A 16798-nucleotide genomic window follows, 5' to 3' on the forward strand; every position below is an offset into this window, starting at 1 on the left:
GCGCAGTGTCAGTCAACATCATCGTTGACTGTACCCACGCATTCGCGAGCAAGCCCGCTCCCACATGGGGTTCGTGCATGCCTTGAATTGTCTATGCTTATCTCTCACACATCCGTGACGAGGGGTTTATGGACGATCCAGTCGACAACAAGCCGCCGACCTTCTGGCAGATGCTGCACAGCGTCATGGCCGCAGCGTTCGGGGTGCAGAGCGGAAAGAATCGCGCCCGAGACTTCACCCACGGCAAACCCAGCCATTTCATCACGCTGGGAATCCTGTTCACGGCAGTGTTCGCCCTGACCTTGTTCGGCATCGTCAAGCTGGTGCTGATGCTGGCCCTCTGATCGTATTCCTCTGTGGGAGCGAGGCTTGCCCGCGAAAGCGGTAGGTCAGGCGACATTGATGCTGGATGTGCCGGCCTCTTCGCGGGCAAGCCTCGCTCCTACAGATGTGGTGTCAGTGCATCAGGGTCTGCAGGCTGAACGGATAGCGATACGACGTCGGCCGCCCCTTGGCCGAAAGCTTGTGAAAATCCACACCGAAATCCGGAGCAGTCCCCATCGCCAACAGTCGCTTCGCCTGTGCTCGGTCAATCAACTGCAACAACGGAATCTGCCGATCGCGACCGCCGTACTGGCTGACGTCGACCCCTTCGTCATAATCGTGCAATTGCACCAGCGCCCAGCCACCCAGACTGAAGTGCCCGCCCAGCAATACGCTCAACCGGTTATCCAGCAACGCATGCAACGCTGCGGGCGAATTGTTGATGGTGCCGAACAGCGCATCCTTGCCGGGTTTGCCGCCTGACTCCTCAAAAGCGCGCATCACGCCAAAACCCATCTCGTCATTGGCCGACCAGACCAGCGCGGTCTGCGGATAACGCTTGAACAACAGCTTGGCCTGCTCGTAAGCCCGCTCATGAGTCCAGCCGCCATAGACCAACTGACGCAAGCGCACCTCGGGATGCTCGGCCAGCGCCCGGCGCATGCCCTTTTCGCGCAACTGCGCCGACGGGGTGATTTTCAGTCCGGAGAAAGCCAGCAGATCGATGTATTCACCCGCAGGCACCGGCCCCCGCAGGCGGATCAGCTCCTTGAGCATCAGGTAGCCGCCCTCCTCGTCGTTGGGCACCAGGCTGCCGATCCAGTCGGGGTATTTATCGGGCCGGGTGCCCAGCAGCCGCATCTGGTCCTGGGTCAGGGCGTTGTTGACGATGAACAGCTTCACCCCGCTGCCCTTGGCCAGGCGCAGGATTTCCGGGGCGATGTATTGTTCGTTGACGAAGACCAGATAGTCCGGACGCTTGGACCCCAGCAGCACTTCGCGGGCCTTGCTGACCATGAGATCAGGGTCGCGATCGCAATATTCTATGTGCAGATCCATGCCCAGGTCTTTGGCGGCCGCCTGCATGAATTGCGAATAACTGATCCAGAACACTTCCCTGGTGTTGCCCGGATTGAGGAACAGCACCGATGCAGCCTGCGCGCAAGGTCCCAGGACCGTGGCCAGCGCCAGCAGCACGCCACACAGAAACTTCAACATTTATCGCCCGAGCCCCCGGAAATTCGCCGCGCATTATAGCCAGCGAACACCCGCAAAACGGCGTTTGTTGCAGTTTTTGTCCGACAATCGTCGGAACAGGGCCCGGGCGGGTCGTTTATTGATGACTCACCCAGAAAATCGCTGTGCCGACCACCAGAATGATCAGGAACAGAATCGCCCAAGCATCGACCGTGCTGTCGCTTTTCCTTGCTTTGGTTGGGTTGCTCATTGCATCGCCTCTTGTCGGTTTTATCGGTGATTGCATAAAGACTCGACCAGAGTTAAGACGATGATTGCCCGCACGACAAATGTGGGTTACCTGACAACTATTCTCGTTAGGCGATTTGGTTCTTTACATATATTGAAACATCACTTTTGCGCATAACTGCAAACTGGTATCTTGCCCCGGCTCCGAAGGGAGTGCGCGGCCGTGCGCGCAGAATTGCAGAGGCTCTTGGACTACGGCAAGCACAAAAACGCAGCTGTATCCGAGCGAACCAGCCTGAGAACAGGACTTATATGTACGTATACGACGAGTACGATCAGCGGATCATCGAGGACCGCGTCAAGCAGTTCCGTGATCAGACCCGACGCTATCTGGCAGGCGAGCTGAGCGAAGAAGAATTCCGCCCCCTGCGCCTGCAGAACGGGCTTTACATCCAGCGCTTCGCGCCGATGCTGCGTGTTGCGGTGCCTTACGGCCAATTGACTTCGCGCCAGATGCGGATGATGGCCAAAATCGCCCGTGACTTCGACAAGGGCTATGCCCACATCAGTACCCGGCAGAACGTGCAGTTCAACTGGCCGGCGGTGGAAGATATCCCGGACATCCTGGCAGAGCTGGCCACCGTGCAGATGCACGCGATCCAGACCAGCGGCAACTGCCTGCGCAACGTCACCACCGACCAGTTCGCCGGTGTCGCCGCCGACGAGCTGATCGACCCGCGCCCATGGTGCGAAATCGTCCGTCAGTGGACCACTTTCCACCCTGAATTCGCTTACCTGCCGCGCAAATTCAAGATCGCCGTCAACGGTTCGACCTCCGACCGCGCTGCCATTGAAGTCCACGACATTGGCCTGGAGCCGGTGCACAACGCCGCGGGCGAGTTGGGCTTCCGCGTGCTGGTCGGTGGCGGCCTGGGCCGTACGCCAGTGGTGGGTGCATTCATCAATGAATTCCTGCCGTGGCAAGACCTGTTGAGCTACCTCGATGCCATCCTGCGTGTCTACAACCGCTATGGCCGTCGCGACAACAAGTACAAGGCCCGGATCAAGATCCTGGTCAAGGCGCTGACCCCTGAAGTCTTCGCGCAGAAGGTCGATGCGGAAATGGAACACCTGCGCGGTGGCCAGACCACGCTGACCGAAGCCGAAGTGCACCGCGTCGCCAAACACTTCGTCGATCCGGACTACAAGGCTCTGGACAACCAGACCGCCGCCCTGGCCGATCTCGACAAGGAACACCCGGGCTTCGCCCGCTGGCGCAGCCGCAACACCCTGGCGCACAAGAAGCCGGGTTATGTGGCCGTGACCCTGTCCCTGAAGCCGACCGGCGTTGCGCCGGGCGACATCACCGACAAGCAGCTCGACGCCGTTGCCGATCTGGCCGACCGCTACAGCTACGGTCAACTGCGCACTTCCCACGAGCAGAACATCATCCTGGCCGACGTCGAGCAGGACAAGCTGTTCACCCTGTGGGGCGAGTTGCGCGAGAAAGGCTTCGCCACGCCGAACATCGGCCTGCTGACCGACATCATCTGCTGCCCTGGCGGTGATTTCTGCTCCCTGGCCAACGCCAAGTCGATCCCGATCGCCGAATCGATCCAGCGTCGCTTCGACGACTTGGACTACCTGTTCGACATCGGTGAATTGGACCTGAACATCTCCGGTTGCATGAACGCCTGCGGTCACCACCACGTCGGCCACATCGGCATCCTGGGCGTGGACAAGAAAGGCGAAGAGTTCTACCAGGTGTCCCTGGGTGGCAGCGCCAGTCGCGACGCCAGCCTGGGCAAGATCCTCGGCCCTTCATTCGCCCAGGAAGCCATGCCGGACGTGATCTCGAAGCTGATCGACGTGTACGTCGAACAACGTACCGAGGACGAACGTTTCATCGATACCTACCAGCGCATCGGTATCGACCTCTTCAAGGAGCGCGTCTATGCAGCGAATAATTAAGAACCAAGAAGTCGTCGACGAAACCTGGCACCTGCTGCCCAAGGATTTCAACATCGACGAGATCACCAACTGTGACGACTACATCGTGCCGTTGCAGCTGTGGCGCGAACACGCCCGCATGCTCCAGGCCCGCGACGGCGGCCTGGGCGTCTGGCTGGACGCCGATGAAGAAGCCGAAGAAATCGGTGACGACGCCAACAAGTTCCAGGTCATCGCCCTGAACTTCCCGGCGTTCACCGACGGTCGTAACTACTCCAACGCTCGCCTGCTGCGTGACCGCTATGGTTTCAAGGGCGAACTGCGGGCGATTGGCGACGTGCTGCGCGACCAGCTGTTCTACATGCACCGCTGCGGTTTCGATGCCTTCGCCATCCGTCCCGATAAAGACCCGTACGAAGCCCTGGAAGGTCTCAAGGACTTCTCGGTGACCTATCAGGCCGCCACCGACGAACCGCTGCCGCTGTTCCGTCGTCGCTGAAAAAACAAAAGCCCTGATCCCATATGGAATCAGGGCTTTTTTTCCAGGGTGACTGAAAACGCCTACCCTGCCTGCTCGTTAAATAGCCTCGCCCGATCCTCAAGTGCCGCGAACACGGCATAAGGGTTGTCGAAATTGCCCCCCGGCACTGAGGCACGCTGATTCAACCACTCCCACAGTTCCTGCGACGCATCCGCCCGCGCCAGCAATCGCCAGACCCGTGCCTGAAGATCCAGGTAATTGACCTGAAAGTCCGCGGTCAGGGTAAGAGTGTTCATCGCCCCCAGAAACCGCCCGCCACGGGGCTTGAGCGCCAGCCGGTGCCAGATCTGCAACCGGTCGTTGCGCTGGCCAGTCTCGATTCCGTTCAACCAGGCTTGCGGGTCCGCGTAGTTCTCGCGCGGCGTACTCAGCCACAGGTTGATGCCGGTTTGCTCCCGGTGCCAGACCAGTTGCTGCAGAGTGTCTTCGTCGGTCAGGGGATTGTTCCATAGCAATACGCGATCCCGAGTGACGGCCTGGTTGAGGATCGCCTGCGGCACTCGGCGGATCCGGTTATTTCTCAAATCCAGAGTGGTCATGGAGGGCTGTTCGCGGATCCCCACCGGACACTTGGCGATATCAGTATCGTTCAGCTTCAGAACTTTCAACTGGTCCATGCCCAATACCACCGGCGGAACAAGCAGCGGGTTCTCGCTCAGATCCAGCGTTTGCAGATTAACCAGCTGAGTGAATTGCGCCGCCGTGTCTTCGCGAAAGGTCAGCCGGGTCGCGCGCAGATTCAGCGAAACGAGATGCTGTAACCGGGGAATCGTAGATGGCAACGCACTTTGAAACTCACCCTGCGCATCAAGTATTCGCAGATCGGTGCCTTCCAGATTCAGGGTGCGCAGGTTCGGGAAACTTTCCAGGAAGGGGTTCAAGGTTTCCCGTTCAAACAGATGGAAGTTCTGCACGTTCATGCCAACCACACCATTCAACCTGGCGTGCATCACCGGCAGGCGATGAAATTCATCGTTGCTCAGATCGATGGTGTAACCGACCACCGCATCGCCGGAGAAGTGATTGCGCTGCTGCGGGACGCGCTTTTGCATGATGGCGATCAACTCATCGCGCAGTTCATGTCGGGTTTCACGCTCATAGTCCATGGTTTCCTGGACGCGCTGGGCATTCCATTGCCGCAGTTGCGCCTCGGTGAAGCCTTGCGCTCCGGGATCGCCCATGTGCAGAAGCTGAATGTCCATGTCGTCGATGTCCGTGGCCACCTGATCGACCCAGGCATCCAGATCCACGTACAGCTGAAACAGCCGTTGCCTTGCACTGTTGAGGTACGCCTGAGCGCCGTCCCCTAGCTGTTGCAGCAGCGCATCGGCCTCGTCGCTGGAGAAGTCGGGATAGATTTCCCTGACCTGGATTTTCATTGTCGCGTGGGTCAGCGCCGGGCCTTGCGGGGTTTGCGGGAAGCCGCCACCTCGCAAGCCGTGGGCTTCGAAGGACAGACCCGAGTCCATTCGGCCGAGGCCCAAGGCCAGTTCTGGGCGGGGTAGCGGGTGCTTGCCGGTCTTGAATCGCAGTTCACTGCCGGGATCTTTGGACGGCAGGTGCAACGCTGAACGTTCGTCTTCGGAGAGTACCCCGGCGATGGCGTCGTAAAAATGGCTGCCGGCCTGACTGGAAAAGCTGTAGGGGCGATAGAGGTTGTGGGTCTTGATCAGGCGCCGGCAATCGGGCGTGTCGAGCGGGCCGATGCGATCCAGAAGCCGTTCTCCTTGAGTGCCGTCGAGTACCTCGAATCGCACGTGGGTGGGCCATCCGGGCAGATTCTCTAGTGAGTGCAGGGCCAGGGTGTCCGAGTCCCTGTTGATGACCGAACGCAGATACAGCCCTTCGTAAGCGCGATTGAGGCGTAGATGTTGTTGGTACTGGCGAGCCTTGGCGTCCAGCTGTTTGAACAGCTGACGGGCCTGTGCAGCCTCTGGTGGTGCGGTGAAGTCGATGCCGTGGCGGTCGAGCATTTGTTCCACGACGGACGTGGGCAGGTCGGGATACTGGCGCTGAAACATTCGCACCCACGCGTGTTCGGTGTGCTGCAGTGCCTGATATTGGCTGTTGAACAGATCGGCGGGCGATTCGCCAAGATTTGCGGCTTCCTGATCGATGCGAAAGCGCTCGATGGTGTCTGCCAGCAACGGCGTCGGCGCGCGTCCCGCCTGTATGAGGCGCAGCATGTCGTCATCGACGGCGCTGACGGTGCCGATCTGTGCCAGAACCTCATCACTGAAGGTGCCCGCCGGAGCGCCAACGCCACGCAGCAGGTCGATTCGAGACAGTGGTGGCAAGCCCGGCTTTGTGTCCGCTACCGGGGCGGTTATCAACTCCCCCGCCTCTGCTCCATCACGACCGATGGAAGCCGCTTCGGCAACCAACGGCAAGGCATTGAGCAGACCGAATACGGTGCGCACCGCGCCTTGCGAGCGCTGGTCGGCCGTCTCACCGTCAATCGCCTGCTCCAGGCCATAACCGGCGTCGATCAGCCCCGCCAGCGCCAGTACGCCCTCTCCTCCCGGAACGAACAGCGCCAGTGGGCCGAAGCGGTTGATCCACTGGACGACGGGTTCAATCGCCGCGCTCAAGTTGTCGCGATTGACCTGCGCGTCGTTGCGAATGGTTTTGACGCTGGCCTGGGCGGTTTGCTTCATGGTCAACACCAGTTGCGCGAAGGGATCGGTCTGCGCGTGAGCCAGGTCGAAACCGATGTATTCGGCAGGGTTCCAATAGCCATCGTTGTTGAAGAATCCCGCCTCACGGCTTAACCGGTGCTGATCCGGGTATTGCGCCATGCCTTCCAGCGCGGTGTGGACACCGGCATGGAAGGTGCCATCGTGGCGATCTTCCTCGGCGAAGTGCGACGCCAGCGCCTGCCGGGTTTCGGTGGATCTGCCCTGCCCGGCAATCCACTGACGTAACTTTTCTGCGTCGTCGAACTCGTGCAGCGGGGAGGAGTTTCCCGGGATGTACATCAGCATCCGGCCAGAGTTGTGGTCTTGAAAGCACCAGATATCCGTGGCGGTATAGCGGTAGATTTCCAGGCGGCTGGCCTCGATTTCCGGGGACAGCCGCGTCGGTGCCTGCAACTGCGCCATCGTCAGCTGATCCCAACGCTGATCAGACGCCAGCCCCGCCGCCTGCATAGCTAGCGCGAGGCCTTTTCGTGACAGGCAGAGCTCATGAAATTGCAGCCAGGCCGTCATCACGAAGGCGGCCTTGGTCGAGGTTCTCAGGGGATAAGCGTCTGCTGCGAGTACGACCTCGTCCGACGGCCAGGATTTGTCGACATAGGCCTGATAGACCTCGTCGAAAAACAATGTCCAGACCCATTGTTTGAAATCGGCTGGCCGCAATTTGATCTGCGTCTGCGGTCCATAGGTTTGCGGTACGGCCTGGCGATAAATGCCTTCATAGGTTCGGTGATCATCCGTGGGTTCCGGCCCTTCCATGAGGTGCACGGCGGGGCCGACATCAGGCGGCGTGTACAGCCCGAAAGCCGTTTCGCCGAAGCGCCCGTCGCCCACGGTCTGGTAGTCGGATAACAGGGCCTGCACCAGAGACCGCGAGCTCGCCACCCGCCCCTTATGGCTGCCGTCAGGCTCGGGTCGCAGCCAATAGTCGTAGTGCAACGTGACCAGTTGCGCGGTCTGCGGATCGATGGCGACGCCCCACTTCTCCCGGATCATCTGCTCTGCCAGTTGGGCAGGACTCTTTGGCAACGCGGCATCGACGACCGCGTGGAGCTCAAAAAAAACGCCTTGGCGAGAAGGCGTTGTATCACTCGTTTTTACATCCATGTTTAACGACCTTGAAACTGAAAGGAAGCCTCAGCTTAAGATCGAAATTTTCATGGAAAAAGCGTAAATGCCCGATGGAAATGGGCGGAGAAACGACAGGATTGAGAGAGGTTAAAACAGATAGATACCGCACAAATCCGTGGGAGCGAGCCTGCTCGCGATGGCGTCAGTTCAGCTAACTTCTATGGTGCCTGACACACTGCCTTCGCGGGCAAGCCCGCTCCCACAGGTGTCCCGGTCGACCACAAATTATGCATACAACACAAAAACCTGTGGGAGCGTGGCTTGCCCGCGAAGGCGTCAGTTCAGCCGCCTTCAACGGCGACTGACACGCTGCCTTCGCGAGCAAGCCCGCTCCCACAGGTGTCCCGGTCGACCACAAATTTTGGATACGACACAAAAACCTGTGGGAGCGTGGCTTGCCCGCGAAGGCGTCAGCTCAGCCAACATCAATGGCGACTGACACACTGCCTTCGCGAGCAAGCCCGCTCCCACATGGATTGACTACATGGCTTACCAGAAACGCTGCTGGGTCAGACGACTCCACCAGCTCAGCAACACCCGATCCACCGAGCCGCTGGCCGCCATGCCGATGCGCTCCGGCAGGCTTTTGCGTTCGGCGTAGTGCAGGTGATAAAGCTCCGATTGCTTGGCGCGTTCGGCCAGGTATTCGTCGCTGGTCTTGAGTTCGTCCACCAACTGCTTGTCCAACGCAGCAACGCCCAGCCAGATTTCGCCGGTGGCCACTTCGTCGATGGCCAATTGCGGGCGGTAGCGGGAAACGAAGTTCTTGAACAGTTGATGGGTGATATCCAGGTCTTCCTGGAACTTCTCCCGGCCCTTCTCGGTGTTTTCGCCAAACACGGTCAACGTGCGCTTGTACTCACCGGCAGTCAGCACTTCGAAATCGATGTCGTGTTTCTTCAGCAAGCGGTTGACGTTGGGCAACTGCGCAACGACACCAATAGAGCCGAGGATGGCGAACGGCGCGCTGATAATCTTCTCGCCAATGCACGCCATCATGTAGCCGCCGCTGGCCGCGACCTTGTCGATGCACACGGTCAACGGCACGCCGGCTTCACGGATACGCGCCAGCTGCGAAGACGCAAGGCCATAGCTGTGGACCATGCCGCCGCCGCTTTCCAGGCGCAGGACCACTTCGTCCTTGGGCGTGGCCAACGTCAGCAATGCGGTGATTTCGTGGCGCAGGCTTTCAGTGGCCGAAGCCTTGATATCACCGTTGAAATCCAGCACAAACACCCGCGGCTTGGCCTCGGGCTTTTTCTTCTGCTTCTTCTCGGTCTTGACCTGGGACTTGCGCAGGGCCTTGAGCTGATCCTTGTCGAGCAGAGTCTGCTCCAGGCGTTCGCGCAGCCCTTTGTAGAAATCATTGAGCTTGCTGACCTGCAACTGGCCGGCGGTCTTGCGTCGACCTTTGCTGCGCAAGGCCGCAAAGCTGGCCAGGACCACCAGAATGGCGATCACCAGGGTGACGGTCTTGGCCAGAAAAACAGCGTATTCGGACAAAAAATCCACAGGGACTCCTCAAGCGGTGCGCGGCATGTAGCGCGCGGGACACCTCCAGCATACCCATGCGCCGCCGTTGCGGCCAGCCGTGAAACCTCTGGCAACAGGCCTGTAACGGGCATTTCAAACAAGCGTATGTTTTTTCATTGACAGCTCACCGTCATCCTCATAACCTCGCCAAACCTTCAACGTACCGGGACGACGCGGACGTGGGCAGCATCTATTTGATTCGACATGGCCAGGCCTCCTTCGGTGCAGACGACTACGACGTCCTCTCGCCGATCGGTATTCGCCAGGCAGAAATCCTCGGCCAGCATCTGGCTGCACTCGATATCAGCTTCGACCGCTGCCTGGCAGGCGACCTGCGTCGCCAGCAACACACCGCCAACAGTGCCCTGGAGCAATTCGCTGCCGTGGGCCTGCCGGTGCCGATCCTGGAAACCGACTCCGCCTTCAATGAATTCGACGCCGACGCGGTGATCCGCGCTTTGCTGCCGGCGATGCTGCCCGAAGAACCCCATGCCCTGGACATCCTGCGCAACGCTGCGCAAAACCGCGCCGAGTTCCAGCGCATCTTCGCCCTGATCATCGAACGCTGGCTAGCCGGGACCTACGACACCCCCGGGCTGGAAAGCTGGCTGGGCTTCGTCGAACGTGTCCGCGGCGGGCTGAACAGAATTCTCGAGCAAGCCGACAACACCCAGAAAATCGCGGTGTTCACCTCCGGCGGCACCATCACCGCCCTGCTCCACCTGATCACGCAAATGCCTGCCAAACAGGCCTTCGAGCTGAATTGGCAAATCGTCAACACCTCGCTCAACCACCTGAAATTCAGGGGGCGCGAGGTGGCCCTGGCTTCTTTCAACGGTCATGCGCACCTGCAACTGTTGAAAGCCCCGGAACTCATCACCTTCCGCTGAGTCCGGACTATTGTGACCCTGGCTGTAACCATCCAGCTCTATTACTCAACAAAGGATCGAACCATGACCTCAGTAGCAGATGCCGTACAAGCAATGAAAGCCAAGTTCAACCCATCCGCCGCTGCCGGTCTGGATCTGGTCTTCGGTTTCCGCATCGACGACACCAAGCACTTCTCCCTGATCGTCAAGGACAGCACTTGCGAACTGCAGGAAGGCGAGAACCCGGACGCCCAGGTGACCCTGGTGATGGACGGCGAAACCCTGCAAGGCATCGTCAGCGGCGAAACCGACGGCATGCAGGCCTTCATGGGCGGCAAACTGCGCGCCGAAGGCGACATGATGCTGGCGATGAAACTGTCCGAGCTGTTCCCGGCGTAACGCTGCCGCGAAAGCACACAAAACCCGCCCCTGTGGCGGGTTTTGTCGTTTCTGAACACACGCAATCCCCCTGTAGGAGCTAGCTTGCTCGCGATGGTCGTCAACGATCACTCGGGAAGCCTGACACCCAGCGGTGCCCATGCCTCCATCGCGAGCAAGCTAGCTCCTACAGGTGGATTCGTTGCCGGTGGAGAGGTGTGCTCTTACAATGCCACCACCTCCCCATCCGGCCCGCCCATGGACATCGACCTCGCCCGCACCTTCCTGGAAATCGTCCGTCACGGCAGCCTTGCCGCCGCAGCCGACAAGCTCCACGTCACCCAGACCGCGATCACCGCGCGCGTCCAGAAACTCGAGAGCCAGCTGGGCAGCACGCTGTTCGTGCGCAATCGCGCCGGTGCCCGCCTGACGCCCAATGGCGAAGCCTTTGTGGTGTATGCCAACCAGCTGGTGGAAACCTGGGAAGCCGCGCGCCGGGATCTGCCGTTACCCGAGGGTTATCACGATGTACTGCACATCGGCGGCGAGGTCAGCCTGTGCAACCCGCTGATGCTCAGTTGGGCCGCCGAACTGCGGGAGAAGATTCCCAGCCATGCCCTGCGCATGGAAATCCGCGACGGCGAAAACCTGCTGCGGCAACTGGAGCTGGGAGTGCTGGACGCCGCCCTGGTCTATCAACCCGAATACTGGCCACGCCTGCAAGTCGAGCAGGTGCTGGAAGAAAAGCTGGTCCTCGTGCGCCTGCCCGGACGTGCCGACCCTTACGTCTATATCGATTGGGGCCAGGACTTCCGCCGTCAACACGACGCCGCCCTGCCGGAAAAGGCCAAGGCGCCGGTGAGTTTCAACCTCGGCCCGCTGGGCTTGCAATACATTCTGGAGAACGGCGGCAGCGGTTACTTCCGCACCCGCGTCGTGCAGAGTTACCTGCAAAGCGGCGCGCTGGAACAAGTGCCCAAGGCCCCGGAGTTCAGTTACCCGACCTATCTGGTCTATTCCCGCGATCGCGATTCGCCCATCCTGCAACAGGCCTTCGATCTGCTGCGCGAAGTCATCCGCACCGATGACGACTGGTCGCAACGCTGGGACCCGCTGATGTGAATCCGGTTTACACCGGATGATGGCGTTTGTGTCGTCAAAGTTCGAACTTCGCAAGCGTCGGGATCGACTAATCTGCTGGGAATAACAAAAACGACAGGTGATTGCAGTGAGGCAGACCACCGAAGCATTCCGCAGCCGTTACCGTGAAGGCATCCATCCCCTCTACAACCCATGGCTGCACGGCACCTTCGTGCTGTTGTTCGGCCTTGTGGCCATCGCCGGCTTCTGGAGTACCGTTCACCAGGTACAACCGCTGCAATGGCTGGCTGTGCCGCTGACCCTGCTGCTGTTCAACCTTGGCGTGTACGTGGTGCACCGCCACCTGGGCCATCATAAAAAGTCCTTTGCGCGGATGTTCTATGCCCGGCACGCGGGGGATCATCACAGTTTCTTCGCTCCCGGCAACATGACCTACGACAACGCCCGCGACTGGCGGGTCATCCTGTTTCCGGCCTGGCTGATCGTGCTGCATACGCTGGTCGTCAGCGTGCCGATCTGGTGGCTGCTCAAGCAGCTGGACCCTAATGTCGCCGGGCTGGCAGGAGGCTGTCTGGTCCTCGGTTATTTGGCCTATGAGGTGTTTCACGCCTGCGAGCATCTGCCCTCGCACAACCCGCTGACGCGTCTGCCGTGGATTCGCCAGATGCGTCGTCTGCATGAACTGCATCACCGTCGCGAAATGATGCAGGAACGCAATTTCAACATCGTTTTTCCTTTGATGGATTACCTGTTTGGAACCCTCTACTGGGAGCCGGAACAGGCCAACCCGTACCTGACGAGAACGCCCATGACCCGCATGCAGCACGAGATCGAGATCGCCGGAAACCCCATCGATGTACTCGCCTACGCCAGCACCGTGACCCGCTGGCCGGAGTGGCATCCATCGTCGCTGAAGATCAACGGGCAAAAAGGCCCTCTGCATGCCGGCGCGCGATTCGATGAGGACATTCGCGCCGGCGGACGTGACGGGCACCTGAACTGGATGGTCGACGAGTATCTGCCGGGACGGCGCTGGGTCGCCCAGGCCCAGGGCGATCATGGCCTGTCGCTGGTGCTCACTTACGAGTGCGAGGCCCAGGACGACAGCACGCGGTTTGTCCGTACCCTCGAGTATCGGTTCAGCGGCCCGGGAATGCGCCTGGCCAACCTGTTGCTGCTCAGGCGCCGGATCGATCGCGAGTCGGCGGCGTCGATGCTGGCCCTGCGGGAGATGGCGGAAAAGTATCTGACACAGGCGGGAGTCAAGGCGTGAGTCGAACGATCCGGTTCCGCCATTGGCTGTTGCTGTCGATCGTGGTGATTGGCGGGTTCCTGCTGTTGATGCCGACCAAGGTGCGGCCGGTGGCCTGGACACCGCCGCCCGCGCCCTCCCTCTCCAGCGGCATCTATGCCGAGAACCAGAGTCTGAAGGGCGTGGTACCAGTCGGCGCCATCGACATCGAGGGCCCTGAGGCCTTGTTGCTCGAAGACCATACGCTCATCACCGGCCTACATGACGGTCGAGTGCTGAGTACCAGCCTGGACGGCCAGACACGCAAGGTGCTTACCGATACCGGCGGCCGTCCCTTGGGGCTGGCCCGCCATCCCAACGGCCTGCTGGTCATCGCCGATGCGGTCAAGGGCCTGCTGTCGCTGGACGCCCAGGGTCGACTGGTGCCGCTGACCACCGCCGCCGGTGGCGTGGCCTTCGGTTTTACCGACGATGTGGTGATCGACAAACCCGGGCACTACGCCTACTTCACCGATGCCTCAAGCCGTTTCGCCTATGGCAGTGACAGCGATGCAATCATCGAGCATGGCGGCGATGGACGCTTGCTGCGTTACGACTTCCAGACCGGCAAGACCGCAGTGCTGCTGGACAAGCTGGAGTTCGCCAACGGTGTCGCCCTGGGGCCGGACGATGCCTTCGTGCTGGTCAACGAAACCGGCGCCTATCGCATCACCCGTTTTTGGCTGAGCGGGCCGAAGGCCGGAACGCAGGATGTGTTCATCGACAACCTGCCTGGCTTGCCGGACAACCTGTCCTTCAATGGTCGCGACCGTTTCTGGGTCGCCCTGTATGCACCGCGCAGTGCCTTGCTCGATGCCACGGCGGAGCATCCGTTCGTGCGCAAGATGCTGGTGCGGGCGATGACTGTATTACCAAAACCGGTGGAAAAACGCGCCTTCGCCCTGGGTCTGGATCTGGACGGCAAGGTCATCGCCAATTTGCAGGACGCCAGCACCGGCAACTACTCGCCGATCACTACGGTGCGTGAGTATGGGGATTGGTTGTACTTCGGGTCGTTGAAGGCCAGGAACATGGTGCGATTACCGTTGAGCGCTGCCCTGCAATAAACAACACGCCACATGTGGGAGCGGGCCTGCCCGCGATGGCGTCAGGTCAGTCACCATCATGTTGAAGTTGCCGGCCTCATCGCGGGCAAGCCCGCTCCCACAGTATTGTGTGTTTCACAAGGTCGATGAATCCCACAAAACCCTGTGGGAGCGGGCTCGCCCGCGATGGCGTCAGCCCGGTTGCCGCTGGTCAGGCTGCCTTGTCCTACCAGGTTCTATATCTTCTTCAACCGGCTCTTCCTCAGGAAACGCCGTGGTATGCGCCGGACTATTGGGCTCAGGATGAGTGGGAACAGGATCGAACCCGCCTTGTTCTTCAGAAGGGAATTTCGGTTTATTCATGGGGCACCTCGCATGGAGCCGTGTCGTCGGACTCTGAACATTCGAGGTGCCGGGTTTAATCGCCGTTCCAACTTTCGCTCACCGGTCGTCGGTGATCTTCTTATCGAGTCAGGACGACGACTGGAGTTGTTTGACGATCATGTCCTTGACCTCAAGGCGTTTCGCCTTGAGCTTCGTCACCGCGTCATCGCTGGATTTGGCTTGCTCGGCCTTCACCACCTCGGCATCTGTCTGGGAATACTTATTGATCAGAGAATCCAGTTTCGGATCCTTGGTGCGTCTCTGCTGGATTTCTTCCTTTGAGTAACTCAGATCCTGAAAAAGGTCATGGGACACCGGCATGGAACACCTCCGTTTGTTGATCGGTAGCAAACGCGACTGATTGCGCTCGCCAACTATCAGAATGGCCTTGGTTGGCCGGTTCTGTCGACCATCTGTCCGACTGGCGGTGCCCGTTCGTCGCCCTTTCGCAAATGTGATCAAACCTTTGCCCGCCCACCAGCCTCCACACAGTAACGATCACATCGATCATCAGCGTGGAGAAGCACCAATGGACGGATTTAACCTGCGCCACCTCGTTCTCGCAGTAGCCCTGAGCACCAGCATGGGCGCGGCTTTCGCAGCGACTTCCAACGATTTCGTCGACAAGGCCGCCGCCGGTGGAATTGCCGAGATCGAAACGAGCCGGCTGGCACTGGAAAAAAGCCAATCGGCCGACATCAAGGAATTCGCGAACATGATGATCACCGACCATGGCAAGGCCAACGATGAGCTGGCCAGCATCGCGAAAAAGAACGACATCGAAGTGCCGGACAGCACGACGCTGGTGAAACAGGCCAAGGAAAAAATCCTCGACATGCGTGACGAATCCTTCGACGCTGCCTATGCCAACAACCAGGTCAAGGCCCACGAAGAAGCCATCGAGCTGTTCACCAAAGAAGCCAACACCGTCACCGACGACAAGACCAAAGGCGCCACCGAGCTCAAGGGCTTTGCCCAGAAAATGCTCCCAGGCCTGCAAAAGCACTTGGACATGGCGAAAAAACTGCAAGCGGCGCATCCCAGCAAATAACTTCGCCGCAGCGCAAAAAAAACCGCATCCATGATGCGGTTTTTTCGTTTATGTGCCCGCCTGGCAACGAAAAACCGCTACCGGGCCCGCCGCCGACTACAGTCCATAGGCAGCGATTGAAAAAATGATGGCAAAACGAAACAACTATTTCATTCGTGAAATGTCACTGCATTTACGCCGATCGTTTTTTGGGGAATCGGCGTCCACATTCAGGAGTCAAGTCACATGGCGGCACTGCAATCCGGCACCATCGAAGCGATCAAGAAAAATCAGGCGCAGTTGCTTGCCGAGTGGTCGAAAAACCTTGAAGCCAGCGGCGCCACGCGCAACATCAAGGATCAGGACCTGAAGCAACAGACCACCGATTTTCTGCAACTGATCGTCTCCGGCCTCAACGATGGCAATGGCTTGAATGTCGCGTCCGCCGGCTGGGACGACATCCGCCTGTTCCTGGAAAAGCTCTCCCGCAGCCGTGCACTGCTGGGCCATGACTCGTCCCAGACCGCCAACTTCATCTTCTCGCTCAAAAGCCCGCTGTTCGCCCTGTTGCAGAATCATTACCAGGACAGCCCAGCGCTGTTGGCGGAGCAGGTCTGGGAAATTTCCGAACTGCTCGACACTCTCGGAATGCACACCGTGCGCACTTTCCAGAAGTCCCGCGAAGAAGTGATCAAGCGCCAGCAGGAAGAGCTGCTGGAACTCTCGACCCCAGTGGTCAAGCTCTGGGACGGCGTGCTGGCCCTGCCGATGATCGGTACTTTGGACTCACAGCGCACCCAGGTGGTGATGGAGTCGCTGTTGCAGCGCATCGTCGAAACCGGCTCGGAAATCGCCATCATCGACATCACCGGCGTGCCGACCGTCGACACCCTCGTGGCCCAGCACCTGCTCAAGACCGTGACCGCGATCCGCCTGATGGGCGCCGATTGCATTATCAGCGGCGTGCGTCCGCAGATCGCCCAGACCATCGTGCACCTGGGGCTGGATCTGCAAGGCGTGGTGACCAAGGCCAACCTGGCCGATGCGCTGAAACTGGCCTTGACCCGGTTGGGGATCACCATGACCAAGGCGAATTGAG

General features: G+C 59.7%; 14 protein-coding genes. 10 read left to right on the top strand and 4 right to left on the bottom strand.

Annotation, left to right across the window (positions count from 1 at the left end; genetic code table 11):
* The first annotated feature begins 128 nt into the window (after positions 1 to 128).
* On the top strand, positions 129 to 344 hold the full coding sequence (locus ACW9JE_RS07940) for a DUF2970 domain-containing protein (RefSeq protein WP_224538337.1): 216 nt from the start codon (positions 129 to 131) through the stop codon (positions 342 to 344).
* Between the two features lie 112 nt (positions 345 to 456).
* On the opposite strand, the gene ACW9JE_RS07945 is transcribed toward ACW9JE_RS07940, so the two are convergent.
* Complete coding sequence (locus ACW9JE_RS07945; RefSeq protein WP_224538339.1) at positions 457 to 1542, bottom strand: ABC transporter substrate-binding protein; 1086 nt, start codon at positions 1540 to 1542, stop codon at positions 457 to 459.
* A gap of 519 nt (positions 1543 to 2061) precedes the next feature.
* On the opposite strand from ACW9JE_RS07945, the gene ACW9JE_RS07950 reads away from it, so the two are divergent.
* A complete protein-coding gene (locus tag ACW9JE_RS07950) occupies positions 2062 to 3720 on the top strand; it encodes a nitrite/sulfite reductase (RefSeq protein ID WP_224538341.1) in 1659 nt (552 codons plus the stop codon).
* Complete coding sequence (locus ACW9JE_RS07955) at positions 3704 to 4198, top strand: DUF934 domain-containing protein (RefSeq protein ID WP_224538343.1); 495 nt, start codon at positions 3704 to 3706, stop codon at positions 4196 to 4198. Before ACW9JE_RS07950 ends, ACW9JE_RS07955 begins: the two co-directional genes overlap by 17 nt.
* A 62-nt stretch (positions 4199 to 4260) precedes the next feature.
* Here ACW9JE_RS07955 and ACW9JE_RS07960 read toward each other — a convergent pair whose 3' ends face one another.
* Together ACW9JE_RS07960 and sohB are read right to left on the bottom strand one after the other, a co-directional pair.
* Entirely contained in the window at positions 4261 to 7965 is a 3705-nt protein-coding gene (locus ACW9JE_RS07960) for a leucine-rich repeat domain-containing protein (protein WP_457432432.1), read from the bottom strand.
* A 591-nt stretch (positions 7966 to 8556) separates the two neighbouring features.
* Complete coding sequence (sohB, locus tag ACW9JE_RS07965; protein ID WP_224538347.1) at positions 8557 to 9579, bottom strand: protease SohB; 1023 nt, start codon at positions 9577 to 9579, stop codon at positions 8557 to 8559.
* Between the two features lie 200 nt (positions 9580 to 9779).
* Here sohB and ACW9JE_RS07970 point away from each other — a divergent pair, with 200 nt between their 5' ends.
* The 5 genes from ACW9JE_RS07970 (at position 9780) to ACW9JE_RS07990 (ending at position 14306) form a co-directional block, all read left to right on the top strand.
* Entirely contained in the window at positions 9780 to 10490 is a 711-nt protein-coding gene (locus tag ACW9JE_RS07970; RefSeq protein ID WP_224538349.1) for a histidine phosphatase family protein, read from the top strand.
* Positions 10491 to 10553: 63 nt separating this feature from the next.
* Positions 10554 to 10868: an SCP2 sterol-binding domain-containing protein gene (locus ACW9JE_RS07975; RefSeq protein ID WP_175378480.1), complete on the top strand. Its 315-nt coding sequence runs from the start codon at positions 10554 to 10556 to the stop codon at positions 10866 to 10868.
* A gap of 237 nt (positions 10869 to 11105) precedes the next feature.
* Positions 11106 to 11969: a LysR family transcriptional regulator gene (locus ACW9JE_RS07980; RefSeq protein WP_224538350.1), complete on the top strand. Its 864-nt coding sequence runs from the start codon at positions 11106 to 11108 to the stop codon at positions 11967 to 11969.
* A gap of 106 nt (positions 11970 to 12075) precedes the next feature.
* A complete protein-coding gene (locus ACW9JE_RS07985) occupies positions 12076 to 13221 on the top strand; it encodes a sterol desaturase/SRPBCC family protein (protein ID WP_457432433.1) in 1146 nt (381 codons plus the stop codon).
* Complete coding sequence (locus tag ACW9JE_RS07990; protein WP_457432434.1) at positions 13218 to 14306, top strand: SMP-30/gluconolactonase/LRE family protein; 1089 nt, start codon at positions 13218 to 13220, stop codon at positions 14304 to 14306. Before ACW9JE_RS07985 ends, ACW9JE_RS07990 begins: the two co-directional genes overlap by 4 nt.
* Positions 14307 to 14756: 450 nt before the next feature.
* Here the strand turns inward: ACW9JE_RS07990 and ACW9JE_RS07995 are convergent, their stop codons facing one another.
* On the bottom strand, positions 14757 to 14990 hold the full coding sequence (locus ACW9JE_RS07995) for a DUF465 domain-containing protein (RefSeq protein ID WP_224538357.1): 234 nt from the start codon (positions 14988 to 14990) through the stop codon (positions 14757 to 14759).
* 208 nt (positions 14991 to 15198) lie between these two features.
* On the opposite strand from ACW9JE_RS07995, the gene ACW9JE_RS08000 reads away from it, so the two are divergent.
* Positions 15199 to 15720 (top strand): DUF4142 domain-containing protein, encoded by a 522-nt coding sequence (locus tag ACW9JE_RS08000; protein WP_457432435.1) that lies wholly within the window; start codon positions 15199 to 15201, stop codon positions 15718 to 15720.
* A gap of 225 nt (positions 15721 to 15945) precedes the next feature.
* Positions 15946 to 16797, top strand: a complete 852-nt coding sequence (locus tag ACW9JE_RS08005; protein WP_224538361.1) for an STAS domain-containing protein — start codon at positions 15946 to 15948, stop codon at positions 16795 to 16797.
* Position 16798: the final 1 nt, after the last annotated feature.

Source organism: Pseudomonas sp. SDO55104_S430, from assembly GCF_054070595.1.

What these genes read in the sequence shown, in the direction of transcription:
- ACW9JE_RS07940 (WP_224538337.1), top strand. Translation starts at nt 129, where the DNA reads ATGGACGATCCAGTCGACAACAAGCCGCCGACCTTCTGGCAGATGCTG.
- ACW9JE_RS07945 (WP_224538339.1), bottom strand. Translation starts at nt 1,542, where the DNA reads ATGTTGAAGTTTCTGTGTGGCGTGCTGCTGGCGCTGGCCACGGTCCTG.
- ACW9JE_RS07950 (WP_224538341.1), top strand. Translation starts at nt 2,062, where the DNA reads ATGTACGTATACGACGAGTACGATCAGCGGATCATCGAGGACCGCGTC.
- ACW9JE_RS07955 (WP_224538343.1), top strand. Translation starts at nt 3,704, where the DNA reads ATGCAGCGAATAATTAAGAACCAAGAAGTCGTCGACGAAACCTGGCAC.
- ACW9JE_RS07975 (WP_175378480.1), top strand. Translation starts at nt 10,554, where the DNA reads ATGACCTCAGTAGCAGATGCCGTACAAGCAATGAAAGCCAAGTTCAAC.
- ACW9JE_RS07980 (WP_224538350.1), top strand. Translation starts at nt 11,106, where the DNA reads ATGGACATCGACCTCGCCCGCACCTTCCTGGAAATCGTCCGTCACGGC.
- ACW9JE_RS07995 (WP_224538357.1), bottom strand. Translation starts at nt 14,990, where the DNA reads ATGCCGGTGTCCCATGACCTTTTTCAGGATCTGAGTTACTCAAAGGAA.
- ACW9JE_RS08000 (WP_457432435.1), top strand. Translation starts at nt 15,199, where the DNA reads ATGGACGGATTTAACCTGCGCCACCTCGTTCTCGCAGTAGCCCTGAGC.
- ACW9JE_RS08005 (WP_224538361.1), top strand. Translation starts at nt 15,946, where the DNA reads ATGGCGGCACTGCAATCCGGCACCATCGAAGCGATCAAGAAAAATCAG.